The organism is Amycolatopsis panacis (assembly GCF_003600245.1).
Classification (GTDB): domain Bacteria; phylum Actinomycetota; class Actinomycetes; order Mycobacteriales; family Pseudonocardiaceae; genus Amycolatopsis; species Amycolatopsis sulphurea.
This window is the reverse complement of the sequence record NZ_QZFV01000087.1, coordinates 189155-206379: the sequence shown is the minus strand read 5'-3', so window position 1 is coordinate 206379 and position 17225 is coordinate 189155. Positions and strand designations below refer to the sequence as shown.

The window sequence follows — 17225 nt, the reverse complement described above, 5'->3', positions numbered from 1 at the left end:
TGCCCTTCAGCTGGATCAGCGCGAAGCAGAAGATCTCCACCTTCGGCCCGACGCGAGGTGCGCGTCGGGCCGTCCACTGAAGAGAGTCGGGCCATGCGGCCAAGTGGGCAGGTTCGATCAGCTCGCGGCCAGCCACTTCAACCGGCCGCCGCGGCCGGGAACCCAGCAGCCACTCTTCGCTGCCGCTCCGGCGGCGGACTTTGCCGCCCGGGCGTGCTCGTCGGAGAGGGCCAGCATCTCGCCGAGCACCTCGGGCGCAGGGCCACGGGAACGCCACAGGCAGGTGGCGGGCGCGAAAATGTTCTTTTCGTCGCCCGGGAGGCGGGTGGCCTCGGCATCGTCTTCCGCGCGGAGGCGGACTACGTCGACGACGTTATCGTGGGCTCGCACGCCGACCACGGCTTGAACTTCGCCGCACTCGTCGGTCGGGTGCACGAACCGGTAGCCGCGCGCGATCAGCTCCTGCAGGCCACTTTCGACATCAGCCGAGGACATCGTCGAATTCGCCGTCCTTCGCCCCCGCGAGGAAGGCGGCCATCTCGGCGCGCGTGTAGACCAGCGCCGGCCCTCCCGGGAAACGCGAGTTCCGCAGGGCGATTTCACCTGAGGTCAGCGGCGCCACCTCGACGCAGTTGCCCACCGCACCGCTGTAACTCGCCTTGCGCCACCGGACGCCGGTCAGACGGTCAGCCGGAATGCCGTTCTCGAACCGCTCAGCCATGGTGCCCACCTTCCGAAACAAAGAGAAGCTCAGGAATCTGCATGTGCATTTGCCTGTGACTCGGACGCTAGCACGCGCGCATGCAGTGGTAAATGCACGTGCAGAACTTTGCGCAAATTTCTCACTGCGTAACGACCGTTCGCAGCAAAAACTCTCTACCGGGTGATTTAGGCACTACCCGAAGGGGCTATTTGACACTGAGAGTAGCTGTTTTGTGGTGATTTTCTACGCAGAGCGAGATTTTGATGCTGAGTTGATCACATCCAGCGAGGACCCCTGAGTGCAGTGAGTGAAGGTCGATCACCCTCGGTTGACTTGACGGCCCCGGGCGCACGTCCGGCAAGCGGCCATCCGGAGGGATTCAGCGAGCAGGCAACCACCCTTATATAGTCATTGGAAGACTAATAAGCTCATTACTATGGCCACCACCGACAAGCGGTCCGCACTGGGGCTCACCGTGCTCGGCATCCTCGCCGCGGAGCCGATGCACGCCTATCGCATCCAGAAGCTGATCAAGGACTACGGCAAGGACCGGGTCGTCAACGTGCGGCAGCGGGCCAGCGTCTACCAGGCGATCGAGCGGTTGCGCGCGCTCGGGCTGATCCGGGTCGAGGGAACCGCGCGCGCGGAAGGGCGGCCGGAGCGGACGGTGTACGCCGTCACCGAGGAAGGGCTGGCGACGGCTCGGTCCTGGATCAAGGAGATGCTCGCGACCACGGGGAGCGAGTTTCCGGAGTTCCCGGTGGGGCTGTCCTTCCTGGTCATGGTGAGCCCGGAGGAAGCGGTGACGCAGCTCGAGGCCCGCCTGGCCGCGGTCGACGCGGAACTGGCGGAAGTCTCCGGGGTGCTTGCCGAGACCGCTCAGGTCGGCCGGGTCTTTCTGGTGGAAGAGGAGTACCGGCGGGCGCTGCTGAGCGCGGAACACCGGTGGCTGCGGGCGTTCGTCGCCGATCTTCGCAGTGGGGTGGTCGGCTGGTCCGAGGAGTGGGTGCGGCAGGCCGCCGCGGAATTCGCCGCGAGGCAGGCCGAGGAAGGAGGGAGACCGTCATGAAGCAGGTACCGGTCCTGATCGCCGGCGGTCGGCTCACCAGCGCGCTTTTCCTTGCCCGGCAAGGGGTTCCGGCGCTTCTGGTGGATCGCCACGCCGGAGTGTCGATCCACGGACGTGCCTGCGGGGATCAACCAACGGACCATGGAGATCTACCGCACGTACGGGATTGCCGATGCGGTCACCCGCGCGGGAGCACCGTTCGACGCCGAGGCCGGCGTTGCCCGGTGCGAGACGCTCGCGGGCGAATGGCAGTGGTTGTACGACGCGGAGGAGCCACGCGGACTGCCTGATCTCACCGCCAGCAGCGGCTCGGCATCGGCCGCACCGGGGAGCGAACTTTCCAGCACGCCGTGAACATCGTGTTCCGTGCCAAGCTGTCCGGTTTCCTTCCGCGCCGGGCGCTGTTCTGGATCATCGCCAACCCGGCCGGATTCTCCGGCGGGCTGGTCAGCATCGCCGAACAAGATCGCTGGCAGCTTTCGGTCGCGTACGACCCGGCGACCGAGTCCGTGATCGATTTCACCGCGCAGCGTTGCCGACAGCTCGTGCAGACCGCCGTAGGCCGGGACGTCGACCCGGGCAGGCAAAATCTTCCTGGTCGGCGACGGCGCGCACGTATGGCCACCGGCGGGTGCGCTCGGTGCGAACACCGGGGCGAGGCCGCGGACACGCTTCTCGGCGCCTACGACGCCGAGCGTCGGCTCCTGGCCGAGAGGTTGGCGTCGGCGATCGTCGCGCGCCAGGAGACGAGGATGAGCGGACCCGCACGCCCAGATCTTCGGCGTCTGCTACGGCGATGGGCAAGACGGCGCGGGATCGGGCACCGAACCCCCCGCGAAAGTCGGTGCGCGGGCGCCCCACCTCCGGCTCGGCGAGCAAGCGGTGCACGACCTCTTCGTCACCGAGTCGTCCTGCTCTGCGACAGTCCGAAATGGACAGAAGCGGCGCGTGCGGCGGGCATCCGGGCTTGTCGCGCGGAACGGGCCGACGAGTGGGCCGAGCGATACGGCTCCGGTGCGGTGCTCGTGCGGCCGGACGGGTACATCGCCTGGCGGGCGACCGGGGGGGGCTTCCACGACGGGGCCGGCCGAGGCGCTCGGCCGGGCAGTGCACCGCAGGTGAGCGGTCAGATTTCCTGGCGGCGCTTGGCGATGCGGGAGCGGCTGCGCTCCGGGGTCTCCGCGTCGACGGCGAGCAGGTCCAGCGCCCGGCCGTACTTCTCGATCTCGTCGCGCTTGTCCAGGTAGTGCCGCGCCGGTCAGGTACTCGATGTAGACGATGTTCGGGAGTTCCGTTTCGGCGAAGCGCAGCAGGGAGAACGCGTGCTCGGCAGACAGCCCGCTCCGGCAGAACGGCAGGATCTGCACCGAGACATGCGGCAGCGTGGTCACCTCGAGCAGGTACTCCAACTGCTGCTTGAACACCTTCGGCCCGCCGATCTGGCGCTCCAGCACCGATTCGTCGAGCACCGCCCAGATCCGGGGCGCGTCCGGGCGGGCCAGCATCTTCTGCCGCCGCATGCGCAGGGCGACCATCTGGTCCACCCGCTCGTCGGACATCTCCGAACGGCCGTGGCTGACGATCGCCCTGGCGTACGGCTCGATCTGCAGCAGACCGGACACGAACAGCGGCTCCCAGATCTGGATCCGGGACGCGGCCTCCTCCAGCCCGACCAGACCGGTGAACCAGTTCGGCACGGTGTCGCCGAACCGGCGCCACCAGCCCGCCTCGTTGGATTGCTTGACCATGTCGAGGAACGCCTGGCGTTCCTCCTCCTCGGCCACGCCGTACATGGTGAGCAGGTCGGCGACGTCCCGTTCCTTGAAGCCCACCCGGCCCAGCTCCAGCCGCGAGATCTTCGACTCCGAACCGCGGATGTTGTAACCGGCCTGCTGCCTGGTGATCCCGGCCTCCTCACGCAGCTTGCGCAGCTGCGATCCGAGGATCATCCGGCGCGCGGTCGGGCCGAGGCTCTGCTCGCCGCCGGGCGCGTTCACCGCGTTCATGACCGGGCCCTTTCCTACGCCGCTTGTCGGTTGGGATACCGAATTCCGACCACCCAAACTACACCCCGGGTGCCGACCGGGATAGCACCCCACAGGCCGTGGATGGGTTCGGTGCCGGAGAATTCTCCCTGGCAGGCACCAAGTTGAACACGATTATCGTCAATATCCCACAGAAAACCGGCTAGGACCGCAGCAGCGGCAACCAGTGCGCGAGGTCGGCCCGGCTGCCCGAGGCCGACACCCGCGCGGCGGCGACCGCCTCCGCCCAGTCCACCCTTCCGGTGGCCAATTCCAGCCAGGTCCGCGGATCCGTTTCCACCACGTTCGGCGGTGTGCCCCTGGTGTGCCGCGGACCCGCCACGCACTGCACGGCGGCGAATGGCGGCACCCGTACTTCGACGCTGTGCCCCGGCGCGTCCTGCGCGAGCGCGCGCAGGCTCAACCGCACCGCGGCGGCCAATTCCGCGCGGGCGGGTTCAGGGCCCTCACCTCGCAGCCAATCCGACACCGCCAGCACCGCGGCCCGTAACTCAGCGGGATCGACCGAACGCGAAGAGGCCATGCGTCAACAGTAGAGTGACGGCAGACGGACTAGCAGGCACCCGGCACCGAGGGACGGCGATGGCGCAGCGGGACGAGGCAGATCGGATGGTTTCCCAGGCCCCGGCAGGGCGGCGCGCGCGACGGAACGCGTACCCACGCCGTGGACCACAGGACAAACCCGAGATCAGCCCGGAAATGCGGGAAAACGCCCGTACCAACCCGAACAGCTGGCTGTACGTCATCGATGAGGCCTTCGACGCCCGCGGCCCGGTGCCGTCGTGGGCCGTGGTCGGCGCCTACCCGGTCAGCGGGACCGGCGATGTCGTCGAGGACTTCCACCCCAACGACCGCTACCGCCCCTCGCCGAAGGCGCTCGGATTCCCCGAGCCGCGCAACGATCTCGAACGGCTGCTGCAGCTCGTGCGCACCGAGCACCGTCCGGCCGAAGACCTGCCGCGCGCCATCCTGCGCGCCACGCTGTTCGTCTACGCGCTCTCTCCCGCACAGCGCACCGTGATCGGCTTCCACAACGCCGACGGCCGGGTGATGGTGCCCGCGTACACGGCGAAGGCACTGGTGCCGCGGGAATGGCCGCACGCCCGCGCGGTGCCCGGCCGGGACATCGTGGCACTGCTCGCCGGGCATCCGGTGGCGATCAACCCGCACGATCTGATCACCGCCGTGATCCCCGCCGACCAGCTGCTGCGGGCGCTCGCCGAGGAACGTCGCTGAGGCGTCACCCACTGAACCATCCACAGGCCTTCGACCTGGGAATAACACCCAACTGAGTGATCACCGATTCGCCGGAATCGCGCCCGCCGGGCATGGTGACAACGGGCAGGAGTACAAGCGTCCGGTTGGGAGTCCAGCGTGAAGTCTCGTCATCCGCTGCCGCGCTGGGGCGCGGTACTGCTCGCCGGGGTCACCGGCGCGGCCTTGTGCACCATGTCCACGGCCACCGCGGCGCCGAGTTACGCGGGCGCGCAGGACAACTACGCCGGCTCCCAGATCGCCAGGCACGAAGGCGTCGCGGGCAGCCCCGTGGAGTACAGCGCGGCCGACCAGTTGCTCGGCCACGACGTGAGCGGGCACCAGGGGGCGGTGAACTGGGCGGGCGCGGCAAGCGCGGGCGCGAAGTTCGTCTACATCAAGGCAACCGAGGGGACCGGGTTCATCAACCCGCAGTTTCCTCAGCAGTACAACGGCGCGTACGGCGCCGGTATCGTGCGTGGTTCATACCACTTCGCACGGCCGGACGTATCCGACGGCGCGGCACAGGCGAACTACTTCCTCGCGCATGGCGGCGGCTGGTCCGCGGACGGCAAGACCCTGCCCGGCGCGCTCGACGCGGAGTACAACCCCTACGGCGAAACGTGTTACGGCAAGGACGCGGCCGGGATGGTCGCGTGGATCAAGGCCTTCTCCGAAACCTACCGCGCACGCACCGGCCGGCTGCCCACCATTTACACGTCGACGAGCTGGTGGAAGACCTGCACCGGCAACAGCGCCGCGTTCGGCGGGAACCCGCTGTGGCTCGCGCGCTACAACACCGAGGTCGGCGAGCTGCCCGCGGGCTGGGGGCAGCAGACGATCTGGCAGTTCGCGAACTCCGGTTCGCTGCCCGGCGACCAGAACTGGCTCAACGGAACAGCGAGTGCATTGCGCAATCTGGCAATCGGGTGAACATTTGTGGTCGCGTCACGAATTGCCGCGTATCTCCTGAAGAAAAATCACCCACGCGTCTGCTCATTTTCACGGAACTTGGTGACAAACGCCGATTCGTGGCCAAGAATCTCTTCCGTGGCGGCTACCTGCACATAGCCGCCCACCGCGAGGGTATCTGTGAAGGGATTCGACGATGTCCACTCCCAGAAGAGGACGGCGCAGCACGCTGTTCTCCGCTCTGACCATTCCGGTCGTGGCACTCCTGCTCGGTGCCTCGACCCAGGCCTCGGCCGCCCCGGACACCACCGGGATCGCCGCGATCAATGCCGACATCCAGGCGCACAACCACACCATGGGCTCGCAGATCCGCCGGGTCGAAGGGGATCAGTCCACCCCGCAGTCGCGGTCCGACGCGCAGCAGCCGCAACCCGCGGCCGCCGCGGCGAACCAAGTACTGGCCACAGTGGCCGGTATGGATGTGGCGAGCTACCAGCGCGACGTCGACTGGGCGAACTGGTGGAACCAGGGCAAGCGATTCGTCTGGACCAAAGCGACCGAGAGCACGAACTACACGAACCCGTACTTCGCGCAGCAGTACAACGGCTCCTACAACCAGGGCTTCATCCGCGGCGCGTACCACTTCGCCACGCCGAACACCGCGAGCGGCGCGGCGCAGGCGAATTACTTCGTCGCGCACGGCGGTGGCTGGTCCGGTGACGGCAAGACGCTGCCCGGCGCGCTGGACATGGAGTACAACCCCTACGGTGCGACCTGTTACGGGCTCAGCAAATCGGCGATGACCGCGTGGATCAAGGACTTCCACGACACCTACCACGCCAAGACCGGTCGCTGGCCGGTGATCTACACCTCGGCCAGCTGGTGGAACCAGTGCGTGGACGGCGATTTCTCCGCCACCGCCCCGCTGTGGGTGGCGCGGTACGCCTCGTCGGTGGGCGCACTGCCCTCGGGCTGGGGCGTCTACACCGTGTGGCAGTACACCTCCAGCCCGCTGGACCAGGACACCTTCAACGGTGCCTACGACCGGCTGCAGGCGCTCGCCAACGGCTGAGCCGCCAGCCTGGATGATCAAGGCTCCCGGTCGTCCCGCCCCTGCCGGGCGGGACGACCGGGTGCCGCTTTTGTGCCGAAGCTCTCCACCTTGGAGAATGCGGGGCCTGGGGACGGAACCGCCGGCACCGGCGGGCCGTCACACCGCGGCGCGAATCGGTGCAGCAGGAAGGCGGAACCGGAGATGACCTACCCACCGCAGCCCGGCACGGGCGGGGACCCCTACGGCCAGGGCTGGCAACCCGGTTCCCACGGCGTGCCGCAGCAGCCCGGGTGGGATCCGAACGCACAGCCTGGGGCGGGCGGGATGCCCCCGCAGCAGCCCGGGTGGGATCCCAACGCACAGCAACCCGCTTGGGACCCGAGCGCGCAGCAGTACCCGCCCACGCAGCAGTACGGGCAGCCGTACGGGCAGCAGCCGTACCCGGGCACACAACAGTTCCCGCAGCAAGGCTGGGACCCGAACCAGCAGCAGTACGGGCAGGGTGGCCCGCCCCCGCCCAAGGGCAACAAGACCGGCCTGTGGATCGGGATCGCGGTGGCGGTCGTCGTGGTGGTCGCGGTCGGCGTCACGGGGTTCGTCGCGCCCGGGTTCTTCCTGAGCAAGGACAGCAACACCGACAACACCGCGCAGACCCAGGGTCCGGCGCCTGCACCGTCGTCACTGCAGCAGCAGCCATTGCCGTCGACGGGATCATCGCCGTCCACAGACGAGAGCAACCAGCCGGGCACCGGCGGCAGCTCCGCGGACTCGAAGGGCGTGATCGACGGCTTCATCTCGAAGATCAACGCCAAGGACGCAAGTGGCGCCATCGCGATGACCTGCCAGGGCACCCAGTCGTTCTCGAAGGACAGCATCGACGAAGCGACCGGCGGCGAGCCGAACCTGACCGTCGAAGGTTACGACGGCAGCTCCACGGTCACGGCCAACCTCAAGGGCACGCTGTCGGGAAAGACCGCCAACGGTTCGGTGATCGCGACGCGGACCGGCGGCAAGTGGTGCGTCGGGTTCTTCTTCGTCCTCGCCTACTGATCCGGCCGGGGTCGGCGGCTGTTCGCCGACCGACCCCGCGACCAGTGCGGCGCTCTTCTGGGGCAACGGCTTTCAGAGTGCCGACCTGCGGTAGACGTCCTGGGTGAGCTTGGTGATCCGGCTGGCCGAGTCCTGCCAGGACAACGTGGCCGGCTCCTGAGTCAGCACCACCACGATCTTGTCGTTACCCGCGCCTACCGTGCCGCTCGTGTGCATCACGCCGCCGGTCAGATCGAGGTTCCGGGCGCCGGGCGTGCCGTCGCCGCTGGACGCGACCGCGGTGGCGGCCCTGACTTCCGGTGAGGTCAGCATGCGCCGCATGGTGACCTCGGCCTCCGAGCATTCCTCACCACGCGCGGGCGCGGCACCAAAACCCGACCATCCCTGCTTGACCGTCTTCGCGCCGGGCACCGCGCGCGGAATGCCGAACGACTGGTCGAAACGGTCCGCACCGCACTTCGTCGATTTCGCCAGGTTGCCCAGGATGAAGTCGCGGTACTTCGCGCTCGCCGTGTGCTGGATGTACCGGTAGGTCTTGGCGATGTCCGCGGCGCTGATCGCGGTGTAACCCCACTTGCTACGGTCGGCGGGCGGCGTGGTGTCGGCGAGACCGATCTTGGCGACCATTCGTTTGACGATTCCCTCCCAGCCATCGCGTACCCACAACGTGCTGGCGGCCGCGTCGTTGCTGGCGCGCAGCATCGGCTCAAGCAGCGCCAGGTCGTCGGCCGGGATCACATAGTCCGGACCGTGCGATTCGAGATAGTCGAGAGCGATGAACAGCTTCACCAGCGAGGCTGAACGGTACGGCTTGTGCACGCGGGCACCGAAGGTCTTGCCGGCCTTCTGGTCGATGACGAGGTAGCTGGCGGTCATCCCCCCGGGAACGTCCACAGAGGACTTCTCCGCGGCAGCCGGCCCGGCCGCCATCACCGCGGTTGCCACGACACCGGTCGCGATCGTTGCCAGAATTCGGAGTTTCCCCACTTGGTCCTCCGCATCCACCAGATCAACTTCAGGCGGAGGTCACTCTACAGGGGGCAACTCAGCATCGAAGTATCCCTTGTATTTGCGCAAGGCGACAGCAAGCGGCTCCGGGTCCATTCGCGGCACGGACGCGATCAACACCTGGGGAATCGCATCCCTGCCGCCGGCGGCAGCCGCACAGGGTCGTTGACGGGAAGCAGTCTTACGGGCCGGTCAGGTTGACTTGGCAGGTCTTTCGGGCAAGGACCGTGCGGCCGGTGCTGAGTTGTTCGGTTCTGGACCTGCCTGGGGTCTCCTGGTGCTACCTTCGAGCTAGTTGATCATTGAGGGGTGGATCAGCCGAGCAACGCACGTCATCCGCGTGTGTTCGGGAATGGTCGATGCCGACGAGGGGAGTTTGGGGTGTCGGGGGGGTTATCGGGTTGACGTGGCCCAGTTGGGGTCGTTGATCTCGACGCTGGAACCCACGCCTGGGGTTTTGAATAACGCTCGCAATTATTAAGATCGACGGCCAGGTTGTCAAGATTGGCGGCCAGGATGTGAGTCCCATTACCTTGAATTCTTTGCGTTCCCATCCGGCGGCTGCGATCGACCAGGCGGCGCGCTACACGCACGGAAGCGCCGTCAACCTGGCAAATATGCTGCCGGGGGTAAATCTGGAGCCGTTCTCTCGTGCCGGAATCGTTGCCGGAGTCGCAGTCAGCTCCGGCGTAGGCGCGGCAAAGTCAGAGGTAAAGGACTATATCGTAGACAGAGTCACCGGAGACTGACTTCCGCCGAATGTACGGGTACCCTACGGAGGATCGCCGTTGAGTCAAGAGCGAGAATTGGTGCAAATGTGGTCTTCGCGCCAATGGAATGAACGTGTGGAAGTTGTATTCTTTAGACGTAAGCGATTCAAGCTGAATCTTCCCAATAGGACTAATATCGGAACCTGGGGCGCCGGGAAGAAACTCCTCTGGACACTGTCCTTCCCGCTCCTTATTCCCTACGCCTTGGTTATGTACGTGCTGGATCACTGGGAAATTCATCCAAACTGGCCGACTCGGGTTGGCACTCTGACTGTCCGTGGGATGATGCCTTACGGCCAATCGGTCGAGTTCGTAGATCTGATAAAGAAATGCCCGAAGAGTTCATGGGTGGCGTTCTCGAAGTCTCACATCGCATTTTTTCAGACAGGGTTTGGACAGCAAAATCCAGCGCCTTTCTGGCACAGTGGTCCGGAGGTTACACTGGAACTCGTCCTTGGCGGCGAGGAGGGCGTAGTTCGATTCTATTGGCCGGAGAACGGTATGGCCGTCTTGAAGTTGAGCGAAGAGGAAGACCTCGTCGTCAAGAACTACGCTCAGCTGCACGGGGCGGGGTGGTCGCGATTCATGTGAACGTTGAACACGGCAACGCCGGGTCCGTGAGAAAGGGAATCTGATGCCAGGTTCGACCGTCTCACCCGAACTACCAGGATTCTCTCTCTTCCTGCCCGAAGGATTCATCGCCTTGCCTGCGGGGCAGATCGACAAGACAAAGTTCCGTTCCCTTGCCTCGGAGATATCGGCGAGTTTCGGCCTGGGCCTCAACGCGGAAATCGATCAAGGTCTCGCCGAAACGACAGCCATGCTCGCCACGACCGCCGCAGCGGCGCAGGCAGGTGGTTCCAGCTACACCGCAGCCGGGTTCTTCCGATCCCCAGACGAGGCGAACCGGCCGATCATGGCGACGCTCAACTGCTTCTGCCTGGAGTCCCGCCACAGGTCGGCCAACGTGGCAATCGCCGGCCTGGAGCAAGTGCATCGCAGCACCGCGAACGGCCCGGTCGAGATCATGGAGCTCCCGGTCGGCCCCGCCGTGGTCGCGCAATCGTTCACACCCGGGGAAATTGCGGTCGGCACAGACATCGTGGAGACCACCGAGCATGCGATCACCGCCTGGATTCCTGGGCCTAAAGTGGTTCTCGGCCTTGCTGTGACCAGCAACAATACCGAGGACTGGGCACACGTGGCCGACCTGGCCCGGGGGATATTCGACACCTTCGAATGGGCTGGCACCTCCGCCTGAGGCGGTGCCTCCACACGGGTGCGCAGAGATCGCTGCGCTGGCCCGCGTTCATTGCTTGAGACCGCCCAGTAATTACGAGAGTTCCGCGAGAAGAAACGCTCGGTCCCGCGGAATCAAGCAGAAAAGGCACCACAGTCCGGCTCACCGGCGACGAAGTGCAGCTGCCGGAACGCTGCAGCTGCACCACGAACTTCACCCAGACCAAGGCCACGCGAATCGTGCCGCGCGCAACGAGGTCAGTCGAACAGCCTCGGCAGCGTGCCCTCCCAAGCCTCGCGAAGCTCGTCGAGGCCGAACTCCGTCAGGCCCTGCAGCTCCAGCGTGCCGGATTCCGGGTCCACCACACCGGTCTTGCGCCACGGCAGGCCGCGGGCGGTGCACATCTCGGTGAAGCGCAGCTCCTCGGTGCGAGGGACCGCGACCAGCACCCGGCCCGCGGACTCCGAGAACAGCTGCACGAACGGGTCCTGCTCGGCATCGAGGAAGACCCGCGCACCGCACTGTCCGATCAGGACGGTCTCGGTCAGTGCCTGTGCGAGGCCGCCGTCGGCGAGGTCGTGGGCGGCGGAGATCATCCCGTCGCGGGAGCCGGCCACCAGGACTTCGGCCAGCAGCTTCTCCCTGGCCAGATCCACCTTCGGGGGGACACCGCCGAGGTGGCCGTGCAGTTCGCGGGCCCAGGCCGAGCCGTCCAGCTCGTCGTGGGTCGTACCGAGCAGCAGCAGCGTCTCGCCGGCTTCCGCGCCGATGCCGGTCGGGATGCGGCGGGTCACGTCGTCGATCACGCCCAGCACGGCGACCACCGGGGTCGGCAGGATCGCGGTGTCGCCGGTCTGGTTGAAGAAGCTCACGTTGCCGCCGGTGACCGGGATGCCCAGCGCCACGCAACCGTCCGCGATACCGTGCACGGCCTGCTCGAACTGCCACATCACGCCGGGGTCGGTCGGGGCGCCGAAGTTGAGGCAGTCCGACACCGCCACCGGCGTCGCGCCGCCGGTGGCGACGTTGCGGTAGGCCTCGGCGAGCGCCAGCTGCGCGCCGCGGTACGGGTCGAGGTAGACGAACTTCGCGTTGCAGTCGGTGGCCACCGAGACGCCGCGGTTGCTCTCCTCGTCGATCCGGATCATCCCGGAGTCCGACGGCTGCGCCAGCACCGAGTTCCCGCGCACGTACCGGTCGTACTGCGAGGTCACCCATTCCTTCGACGCCTGGTTCGGCTTGCCGATCAGCGAGAGGAAATCCGCTCGCAGGCCCTCCGGCGTCGCCGGCCGGGGCAGGTTCGCTGAAGTGTCGGCGATCAGCGCGTCCTGAAAGGACGGCCGCTCGATCGGGCGGTCGTACACCGGGCCCTGGTGCGCCACGGTGTGCGCCGGGACGTCGACCACGATCTCGTCGTGCCAGGTGATCACCAGGTTGTCGCCGTCGGTCACCTCACCGATGTCGGTGGCGATGACGTCCCATTTGGCGCAGACGGCCAGGAACGCCTCGACCTGCTCGGGCGAGACGACCGCGCACATCCGCTCCTGGGATTCGCTGGAGAGCACCTCGGCGGGGGTCATTCCGGTGGCACGCAACGGAACCCGGTCCAGATAGATGTGCATCCCGCCGTCGCCCGCGGCGGCCAGTTCCGAGGTCGCGCAGGACAGGCCGGCCCCGCCCAGGTCCTGGATGCCGACGACCAGGTTCTCCCGGAACAGGTCGAGGCAGCACTCGATGAGCACCTTCTCGGTGAACGGGTCGCCCACCTGCACGCTGGGCAGCTTGCGCCGGCCCGCCGCGGTCTCGTCGCCGGAGAACGTGTCGCTGGCGAGCACGGACACGCCGCCGATGCCGTCCAGCCCGGTGCGCGCGCCGAACAGGATGATCTTGTTGCCCGTGCCGGAAGCGAACGCCAGGTGCAGATCCTCGGTCCGCATCGCCCCCACGCACAGCGCGTTGACCAGCGGGTTGCCCGCGTACGACGGGTCGAACACCAGCTCACCGCCGATGTTGGGCAGGCCGAGGCAGTTGCCGTAGCCGCCGACACCCGCGACCACCCCGGGGAGCACGCGCTTGGTGTCCGGGGCGTCCGCCGGGCCGAAGCGCAGCGCGTCCTGCACGGCCAGCGGGCGCGCACCCATCGCCATGATGTCGCGCACGATCCCGCCGACGCCGGTCGCCGCACCCTGGTAAGGCTCCACATAGGACGGATGGTTGTGGCTCTCCACCTTGAACGTGACCGCCCAGCCGTCGCCGATGTCGACCACGCCCGCGTTCTCGCCGATGCCCGCGAGCATCTTCGACTTCATCTCGTCGGTGGCCGTCTCGCCGAAGTAGCGCAAGTGCTTCTTCGAGGACTTGTACGAGCAGTGCTCGCTCCACATCACCGAGTACATCGCCAGTTCGGCGTCGGTGGGACGACGGCCGAGGATCTCGCGGATCCGGGCGTACTCGTCTTCGGCGAGCCCGAGTTCGACGTAGGGCTGCGCGGTGTCCGGGGTCGCCGCGGCCGCCGCGGTGGTGTCAACGGTGCTGGTCACGGTGTCCACATCAGGGTTCGCCACAGGCCCCAGGATACGGGGAGTGGCTCGCGGGAGTTGAGGCCGGTGGGGCCAGGCACCGGGCATAAATCAGTCGCGCCGGACGTGCCGGACCTCCTACCGTCTGTGATCGTGCTGTCCGCCACATATCGCATTCCCACGCTACGGCTGCCGAAGCGCCTGACCGCCGCCCGCTATCTGCTGGCGGTCCTGCGTTCGCGGCCGTGGATGGTGTTCACCGGCGCCGCCACCGGGGCCTGCTGGGCGCTGCCGAGTGCCTTGCTGCCGCTGGTGATCGGCAAGGGAGTGGGCGCGATCGCGGCGCACGACACCGGTGCGCTCTGGCAGTGGGCGCTGATCGCCGCCGGACTCGGTCTGGTGCAGGCGGGGTTCGGCACCTGGCAGCACTTCAACTCGTACGGGATGTGGCTGCACGGCGCGGCCACCACGCAGCGGACGGTGACCGAGCACACCACCCGGCTGGGCGCGAAGCTGCGCGAGGCGACGACCACCGGCAACGTGGTCGCGGTCACTTCCTCGGACATCAACTGGATCGGCAACGCCTGTGAGGTCCTCGGCCGCACGGTCGGCTCGATCGTGGCGTTCGTGGTGGTCGGCGTGGCCATGCTGGACAGCTCGCCGTTGCTCGGCGTCGTCGCGCTGGTCGGCGTCCCGCTCGCGGTGGTCGGCATCGGCCCGCTGCTGGCCCCGCTGCAGAAGCGCAAGAGCGTCCAGCGGGAGAACCTGACCGAGGTGAACGCGTTGGGCGCGGACATCGTGTCCGGCCTGCGGATTCTGCGCGGGGTCGGCGGCGAGCAGCGGTTCCTGCGGCGGTTCCGCGAGGCCAGCCAGGTGGTGCGACGCTCGGGGATCGAGGTCGGACGCGCCGAGGCCTGGCTCGCCGCGGCGGAGGTCCTGTTGCCCGGCCTGGTCACCGTGGCGATCACCTGGCTCGGCGCGCGGCTCGCGCTGGAGGGCACGATCGGCGTCGGCGAACTGGTGGCGTTCTACGGGATTTCCGCGTTCCTGGTGGTGCCGGTGAGCACCGCCACCGAGGCGGCCGGCGCGCTCAGCTCCGGCACCGTCGCCGCCCGGAAGATCTGCGACCTGCTGGCGCTGCGGCCGGACCTCACCGATCCGGCCGAACCGCTGCCGTTGCCGGAAGGGCCGCTGGAGCTGGTCGACACGACCAGCGGCATCCGGATCGCCCCGGGCCGGCTGACGGTGGTCGACCTGGGCGCCGAGGCGGAGGCGATCGCCGAGCGGATGGCCCGGTTCGCCGATCCGGACGAGGGCGAGCAGGTCCTGGTCGGCGGGGTGCCGGCGAACCGGGTGGCACTGGCCGAGCTGCGTTCGCGGGTGGTCTATGCGCACAACCAGGACCTATGGTTTTCCGGGGTGCTGCGGGACCAGCTGGCGCCGGCGCGGCCGGGCGAGGTGGACATCTTCGCGGCGCTGCACGCGGCGGACGCCGAGGACATCATCGAAGCCCTCCCCCGCGGCGTCGACGAGCTGATCGGCGAACGTGGCCGCGAGATCTCCGGTGGGCAGCGGCAGCGGCTGAGCCTGGCGCGCGCCTTGGCGATCGACCCCGGCGTGCTGCTGCTCGACGAGCCGACCTCGGCGGTCGACGCGCACACCGAGGCGCGGATCACCGAGCGGGTGGCGCGGCTGCGGCGCGGACGGACCACGGTGGTGTTCAGCCAGAGTCCACTGTGGAGGAATGTGGCGGACGAAGTGGTGCACGGAAAGGCAGTGGCGGTATGACCACGCGACTCCCGCTCGCGTCGCGGCGCGAGGTACGGCGCTGGGCGCTGCATACCGCGGCCGCGCACCGGCGCGAGTTCTCCGTGATGCTGGGCCTGTTCTGCCTCGCCACGCTGATCGGGCTGGCCGGGCCGCAGCTGCTCGGCAGGCTCGTGGACGGCGTGGTCGAAGGCACCACCAGCGCCCGCGTCGACCTGCTGGCCGCCGCGTTCGTGCTGGTACTGGTGCTGCAGGCGCTGGCGAAAAAGGCGGCCCGGTTCCGCGGCCGGATGTTCGGCGAGCGGGTGCTGGCACAGACCCGGGAACAGCTCGTGACGAACGCGCTGGACCTGCCGCTGGGCCGGGTCGAGGCGGCCGGCACCGGGGACCTGCTGAGCCGGGCCACCACCGATCTGTCCCGGCTCGACCACGCGGTGCGGTTCGCCGCACCGGAGATCCTGATCGCCGTGGTCACCGTGGTGCTGACCTCGATCGCGATGATCGCGACCTCGCCGCTGCTCGCGCTCGCGCTGCTGGTCGCGCTGCCGCTGCTGGTGCCGGTGAACGTCTGGTACCAGCGGAAGATCCCGAGCGTGCTGGCCTGGATGCTGGACCGCTGGGGCGACGTGCAGTCGGCTACGCACGAGACGGTGGAGGGCGCGCGGACGGTGGAGGCGCTCGGTCTCGCCGATCGGCGCATCCGCACCGGACGCCGGGCGCTGGACCAGGCAATACTCGGCGAACGCCGCCAGCGCGCGCTGCAGCTGCGCTGGCTGCCGTCGCTGGAGATCAGCTACGTGCTGCCGATCGCGGCCTTGCTGCTGCTCGGCATGTTCGCCTACAGCCGCGGCTGGGCCGACCTCGGCACGATCACCACCATGCTCGCGTACGCGCAGGCCATGACCGCGCCGCTGAACGAAGCGTTGTTCTGGCTGGAAGACCTTCAGGTGGCGCTCGCCGCGGCCCGCCGGGTCCTCGGCGTGCACCCGACCGGATCGGACCCGAAGGTCACCGCCGTGCCCCGCGGCCGGGACATCGAGGTCCGCGACGTGCGCTTCGGCTACACGGCGGATCGCGAAGTTCTGCACGGCATCGATTTGACGGTGCCGCGCGGCGAACGGCTGGCGATCGTCGGCCCGTCCGGCGCGGGGAAGTCGACGCTCGGCAGGCTGCTGGCCGGGATTTCCGCGCCGACCGGCGGTTCGATCCGGGTGGGCGGCACCGAGGTGTCCACGCTCGCGGACGACGTGCTGCGTGGCGAGGTGCTGCTGCTCACCCAGGAGCACCACACCTTTTCCGGCACGCTGCGCGAGAACCTCGCCCTGCCCGCCCGCCGAACCGGCGGCGACTGGACCGACGAAGAGCTGCTGAGCGCGCTCGCCTCGGCGGGCGCCGCGGAGTGGGCAGCCGGGCTGCCGGACGGTCTGGACACCCGGCTCGGCTCGGGCGCGTACGCCGTCCCGGCCGGGCTGGCCCAGCAGCTGGCGCTGGCTCGCGTCGTCCTGGCCGACCCGCACACGCTCGTGCTGGACGAGGCGACGTCCTTGCTGGACACCGGATCCGCGCGAGAGCTGGAACGTTCGCTGAACGCGGTCCTGGAAGGCCGCACGGTGATCGCGATCGCGCACCGCCTGCACACGGCGGCCGCGGCCGACCGGGTCGCCGTGGTGGAGGGCGGCCGGATCACCGAACTGGGCTCGCACCAGCAGCTGCTGGCCGCGGAAGGCCCGTACGCCCGGCTGGTTGCCGCGGCGAGCTGACCCGCCCCCATGCGTGCCGCGGCCTCGTCGCCGGTCACCACCGCTGCTCGATCGCCCGCGCGTAGTGTTGCGCT

Annotated in this window: 16 protein-coding genes and 2 pseudogenes; 12 read left to right on the top strand and 6 right to left on the bottom strand. The window is 68.1% G+C overall.

Annotated elements, in window-relative coordinates:
* Positions 1-117 precede the first annotated feature (117 nt).
* Together D5S19_RS17730 and D5S19_RS17725 are read right to left on the bottom strand one after the other, a co-directional pair.
* The gene (locus tag D5S19_RS17730; RefSeq protein WP_120024431.1) at positions 118-495 is read right to left on the bottom strand and encodes a hypothetical protein; all 378 of its coding nucleotides are present in this window, start codon (positions 493-495) and stop codon (positions 118-120) included.
* Entirely contained in the window at positions 482-721 is a 240-nt protein-coding gene (locus D5S19_RS17725; RefSeq protein ID WP_120024430.1) for a DUF397 domain-containing protein, read from the bottom strand. The genes D5S19_RS17730 and D5S19_RS17725 overlap by 14 nt, the downstream gene beginning before the upstream one ends.
* 418 nt (positions 722-1139) lie before the next feature.
* Here D5S19_RS17725 and D5S19_RS17720 point away from each other — a divergent pair, with 418 nt between their 5' ends.
* From D5S19_RS17720 to D5S19_RS34160, 4 genes and pseudogenes are all read left to right on the top strand, one after another.
* Positions 1140-1772 (top strand): PadR family transcriptional regulator, encoded by a 633-nt coding sequence (locus D5S19_RS17720; protein WP_120024429.1) that lies wholly within the window; start codon positions 1140-1142, stop codon positions 1770-1772.
* Positions 1773-1913: 141 nt separating this feature from the next.
* Entirely contained in the window at positions 1914-2126 is a 213-nt protein-coding gene (locus D5S19_RS17715; protein ID WP_120024428.1) for a hypothetical protein, read from the top strand.
* A 234-nt stretch (positions 2127-2360) separates the two neighbouring features.
* Positions 2361-2528, top strand: a complete 168-nt coding sequence (locus D5S19_RS34165) for an FAD-dependent monooxygenase (RefSeq protein ID WP_120024458.1) — start codon at positions 2361-2363, stop codon at positions 2526-2528.
* Positions 2525-2782, top strand: a pseudogene (locus D5S19_RS34160) (hypothetical protein); the annotation flags it as partial. The gene D5S19_RS34165 and the pseudogene D5S19_RS34160, both read left to right, overlap by 4 nt.
* 116 nt (positions 2783-2898) lie before the next feature.
* On the opposite strand, the pseudogene D5S19_RS17705 reads toward D5S19_RS34160, so the two are convergent.
* Positions 2899-3778, bottom strand: a pseudogene (locus tag D5S19_RS17705) (helix-turn-helix domain-containing protein).
* 181 nt (positions 3779-3959) lie between these two features.
* Entirely contained in the window at positions 3960-4340 is a 381-nt protein-coding gene (locus tag D5S19_RS17700; protein WP_170069790.1) for a sterol carrier family protein, read from the bottom strand.
* A 59-nt stretch (positions 4341-4399) separates the two neighbouring features.
* Here D5S19_RS17700 and D5S19_RS17695 point away from each other — a divergent pair, with 59 nt between their 5' ends.
* The 4 genes from D5S19_RS17695 (at position 4400) to D5S19_RS17680 (ending at position 8087) form a co-directional block, all read left to right on the top strand.
* Positions 4400-5053 (top strand): type VII secretion system-associated protein, encoded by a 654-nt coding sequence (locus D5S19_RS17695; RefSeq protein WP_120024427.1) that lies wholly within the window; start codon positions 4400-4402, stop codon positions 5051-5053.
* A gap of 213 nt (positions 5054-5266) precedes the next feature.
* The gene (locus D5S19_RS17690) at positions 5267-6004 is read left to right on the top strand and encodes a lysozyme (RefSeq protein WP_120024457.1); all 738 of its coding nucleotides are present in this window, start codon (positions 5267-5269) and stop codon (positions 6002-6004) included.
* Positions 6005-6179: 175 nt separating this feature from the next.
* Positions 6180-7055 carry a lysozyme gene (locus D5S19_RS17685; RefSeq protein WP_120024426.1) on the top strand — a complete coding sequence of 292 codons (876 nt, stop codon included), beginning with the start codon at positions 6180-6182 and terminating at the stop codon, positions 7053-7055.
* A 183-nt stretch (positions 7056-7238) separates the two neighbouring features.
* A complete protein-coding gene (locus D5S19_RS17680) occupies positions 7239-8087 on the top strand; it encodes a hypothetical protein (protein WP_120024425.1) in 849 nt (282 codons plus the stop codon).
* Between the two features lie 72 nt (positions 8088-8159).
* On the opposite strand, the gene D5S19_RS17675 is transcribed toward D5S19_RS17680, so the two are convergent.
* Positions 8160-9074: a hypothetical protein gene (locus D5S19_RS17675; RefSeq protein ID WP_233574005.1), complete on the bottom strand. Its 915-nt coding sequence runs from the start codon at positions 9072-9074 to the stop codon at positions 8160-8162.
* An 866-nt stretch (positions 9075-9940) separates the two neighbouring features.
* On the opposite strand from D5S19_RS17675, the gene D5S19_RS31725 reads away from it, so the two are divergent.
* Positions 9941-10456, top strand: a complete 516-nt coding sequence (locus D5S19_RS31725) for a hypothetical protein (RefSeq protein WP_147397432.1) — start codon at positions 9941-9943, stop codon at positions 10454-10456.
* Positions 10457-10499: 43 nt separating this feature from the next.
* On the top strand, positions 10500-11126 hold the full coding sequence (locus tag D5S19_RS17670; RefSeq protein WP_147397431.1) for a hypothetical protein: 627 nt from the start codon (positions 10500-10502) through the stop codon (positions 11124-11126).
* Between the two features lie 236 nt (positions 11127-11362).
* Here D5S19_RS17670 and purL read toward each other — a convergent pair whose 3' ends face one another.
* Positions 11363-13645, bottom strand: a complete 2283-nt coding sequence (gene purL / locus D5S19_RS17665) for a phosphoribosylformylglycinamidine synthase subunit PurL (RefSeq protein ID WP_120024455.1) — start codon at positions 13643-13645, stop codon at positions 11363-11365.
* Between the two features lie 132 nt (positions 13646-13777).
* Between purL and D5S19_RS17660 the strand changes: the two genes are divergently transcribed.
* On the top strand, positions 13778-15412 hold the full coding sequence (locus D5S19_RS17660) for an ABC transporter ATP-binding protein (protein ID WP_120024454.1): 1635 nt from the start codon (positions 13778-13780) through the stop codon (positions 15410-15412).
* Positions 15409-17151 (top strand): ABC transporter ATP-binding protein, encoded by a 1743-nt coding sequence (locus D5S19_RS17655; protein WP_120024423.1) that lies wholly within the window; start codon positions 15409-15411, stop codon positions 17149-17151. Before D5S19_RS17660 ends, D5S19_RS17655 begins: the two co-directional genes overlap by 4 nt.
* Positions 17152-17225: the final 74 nt, after the last annotated feature.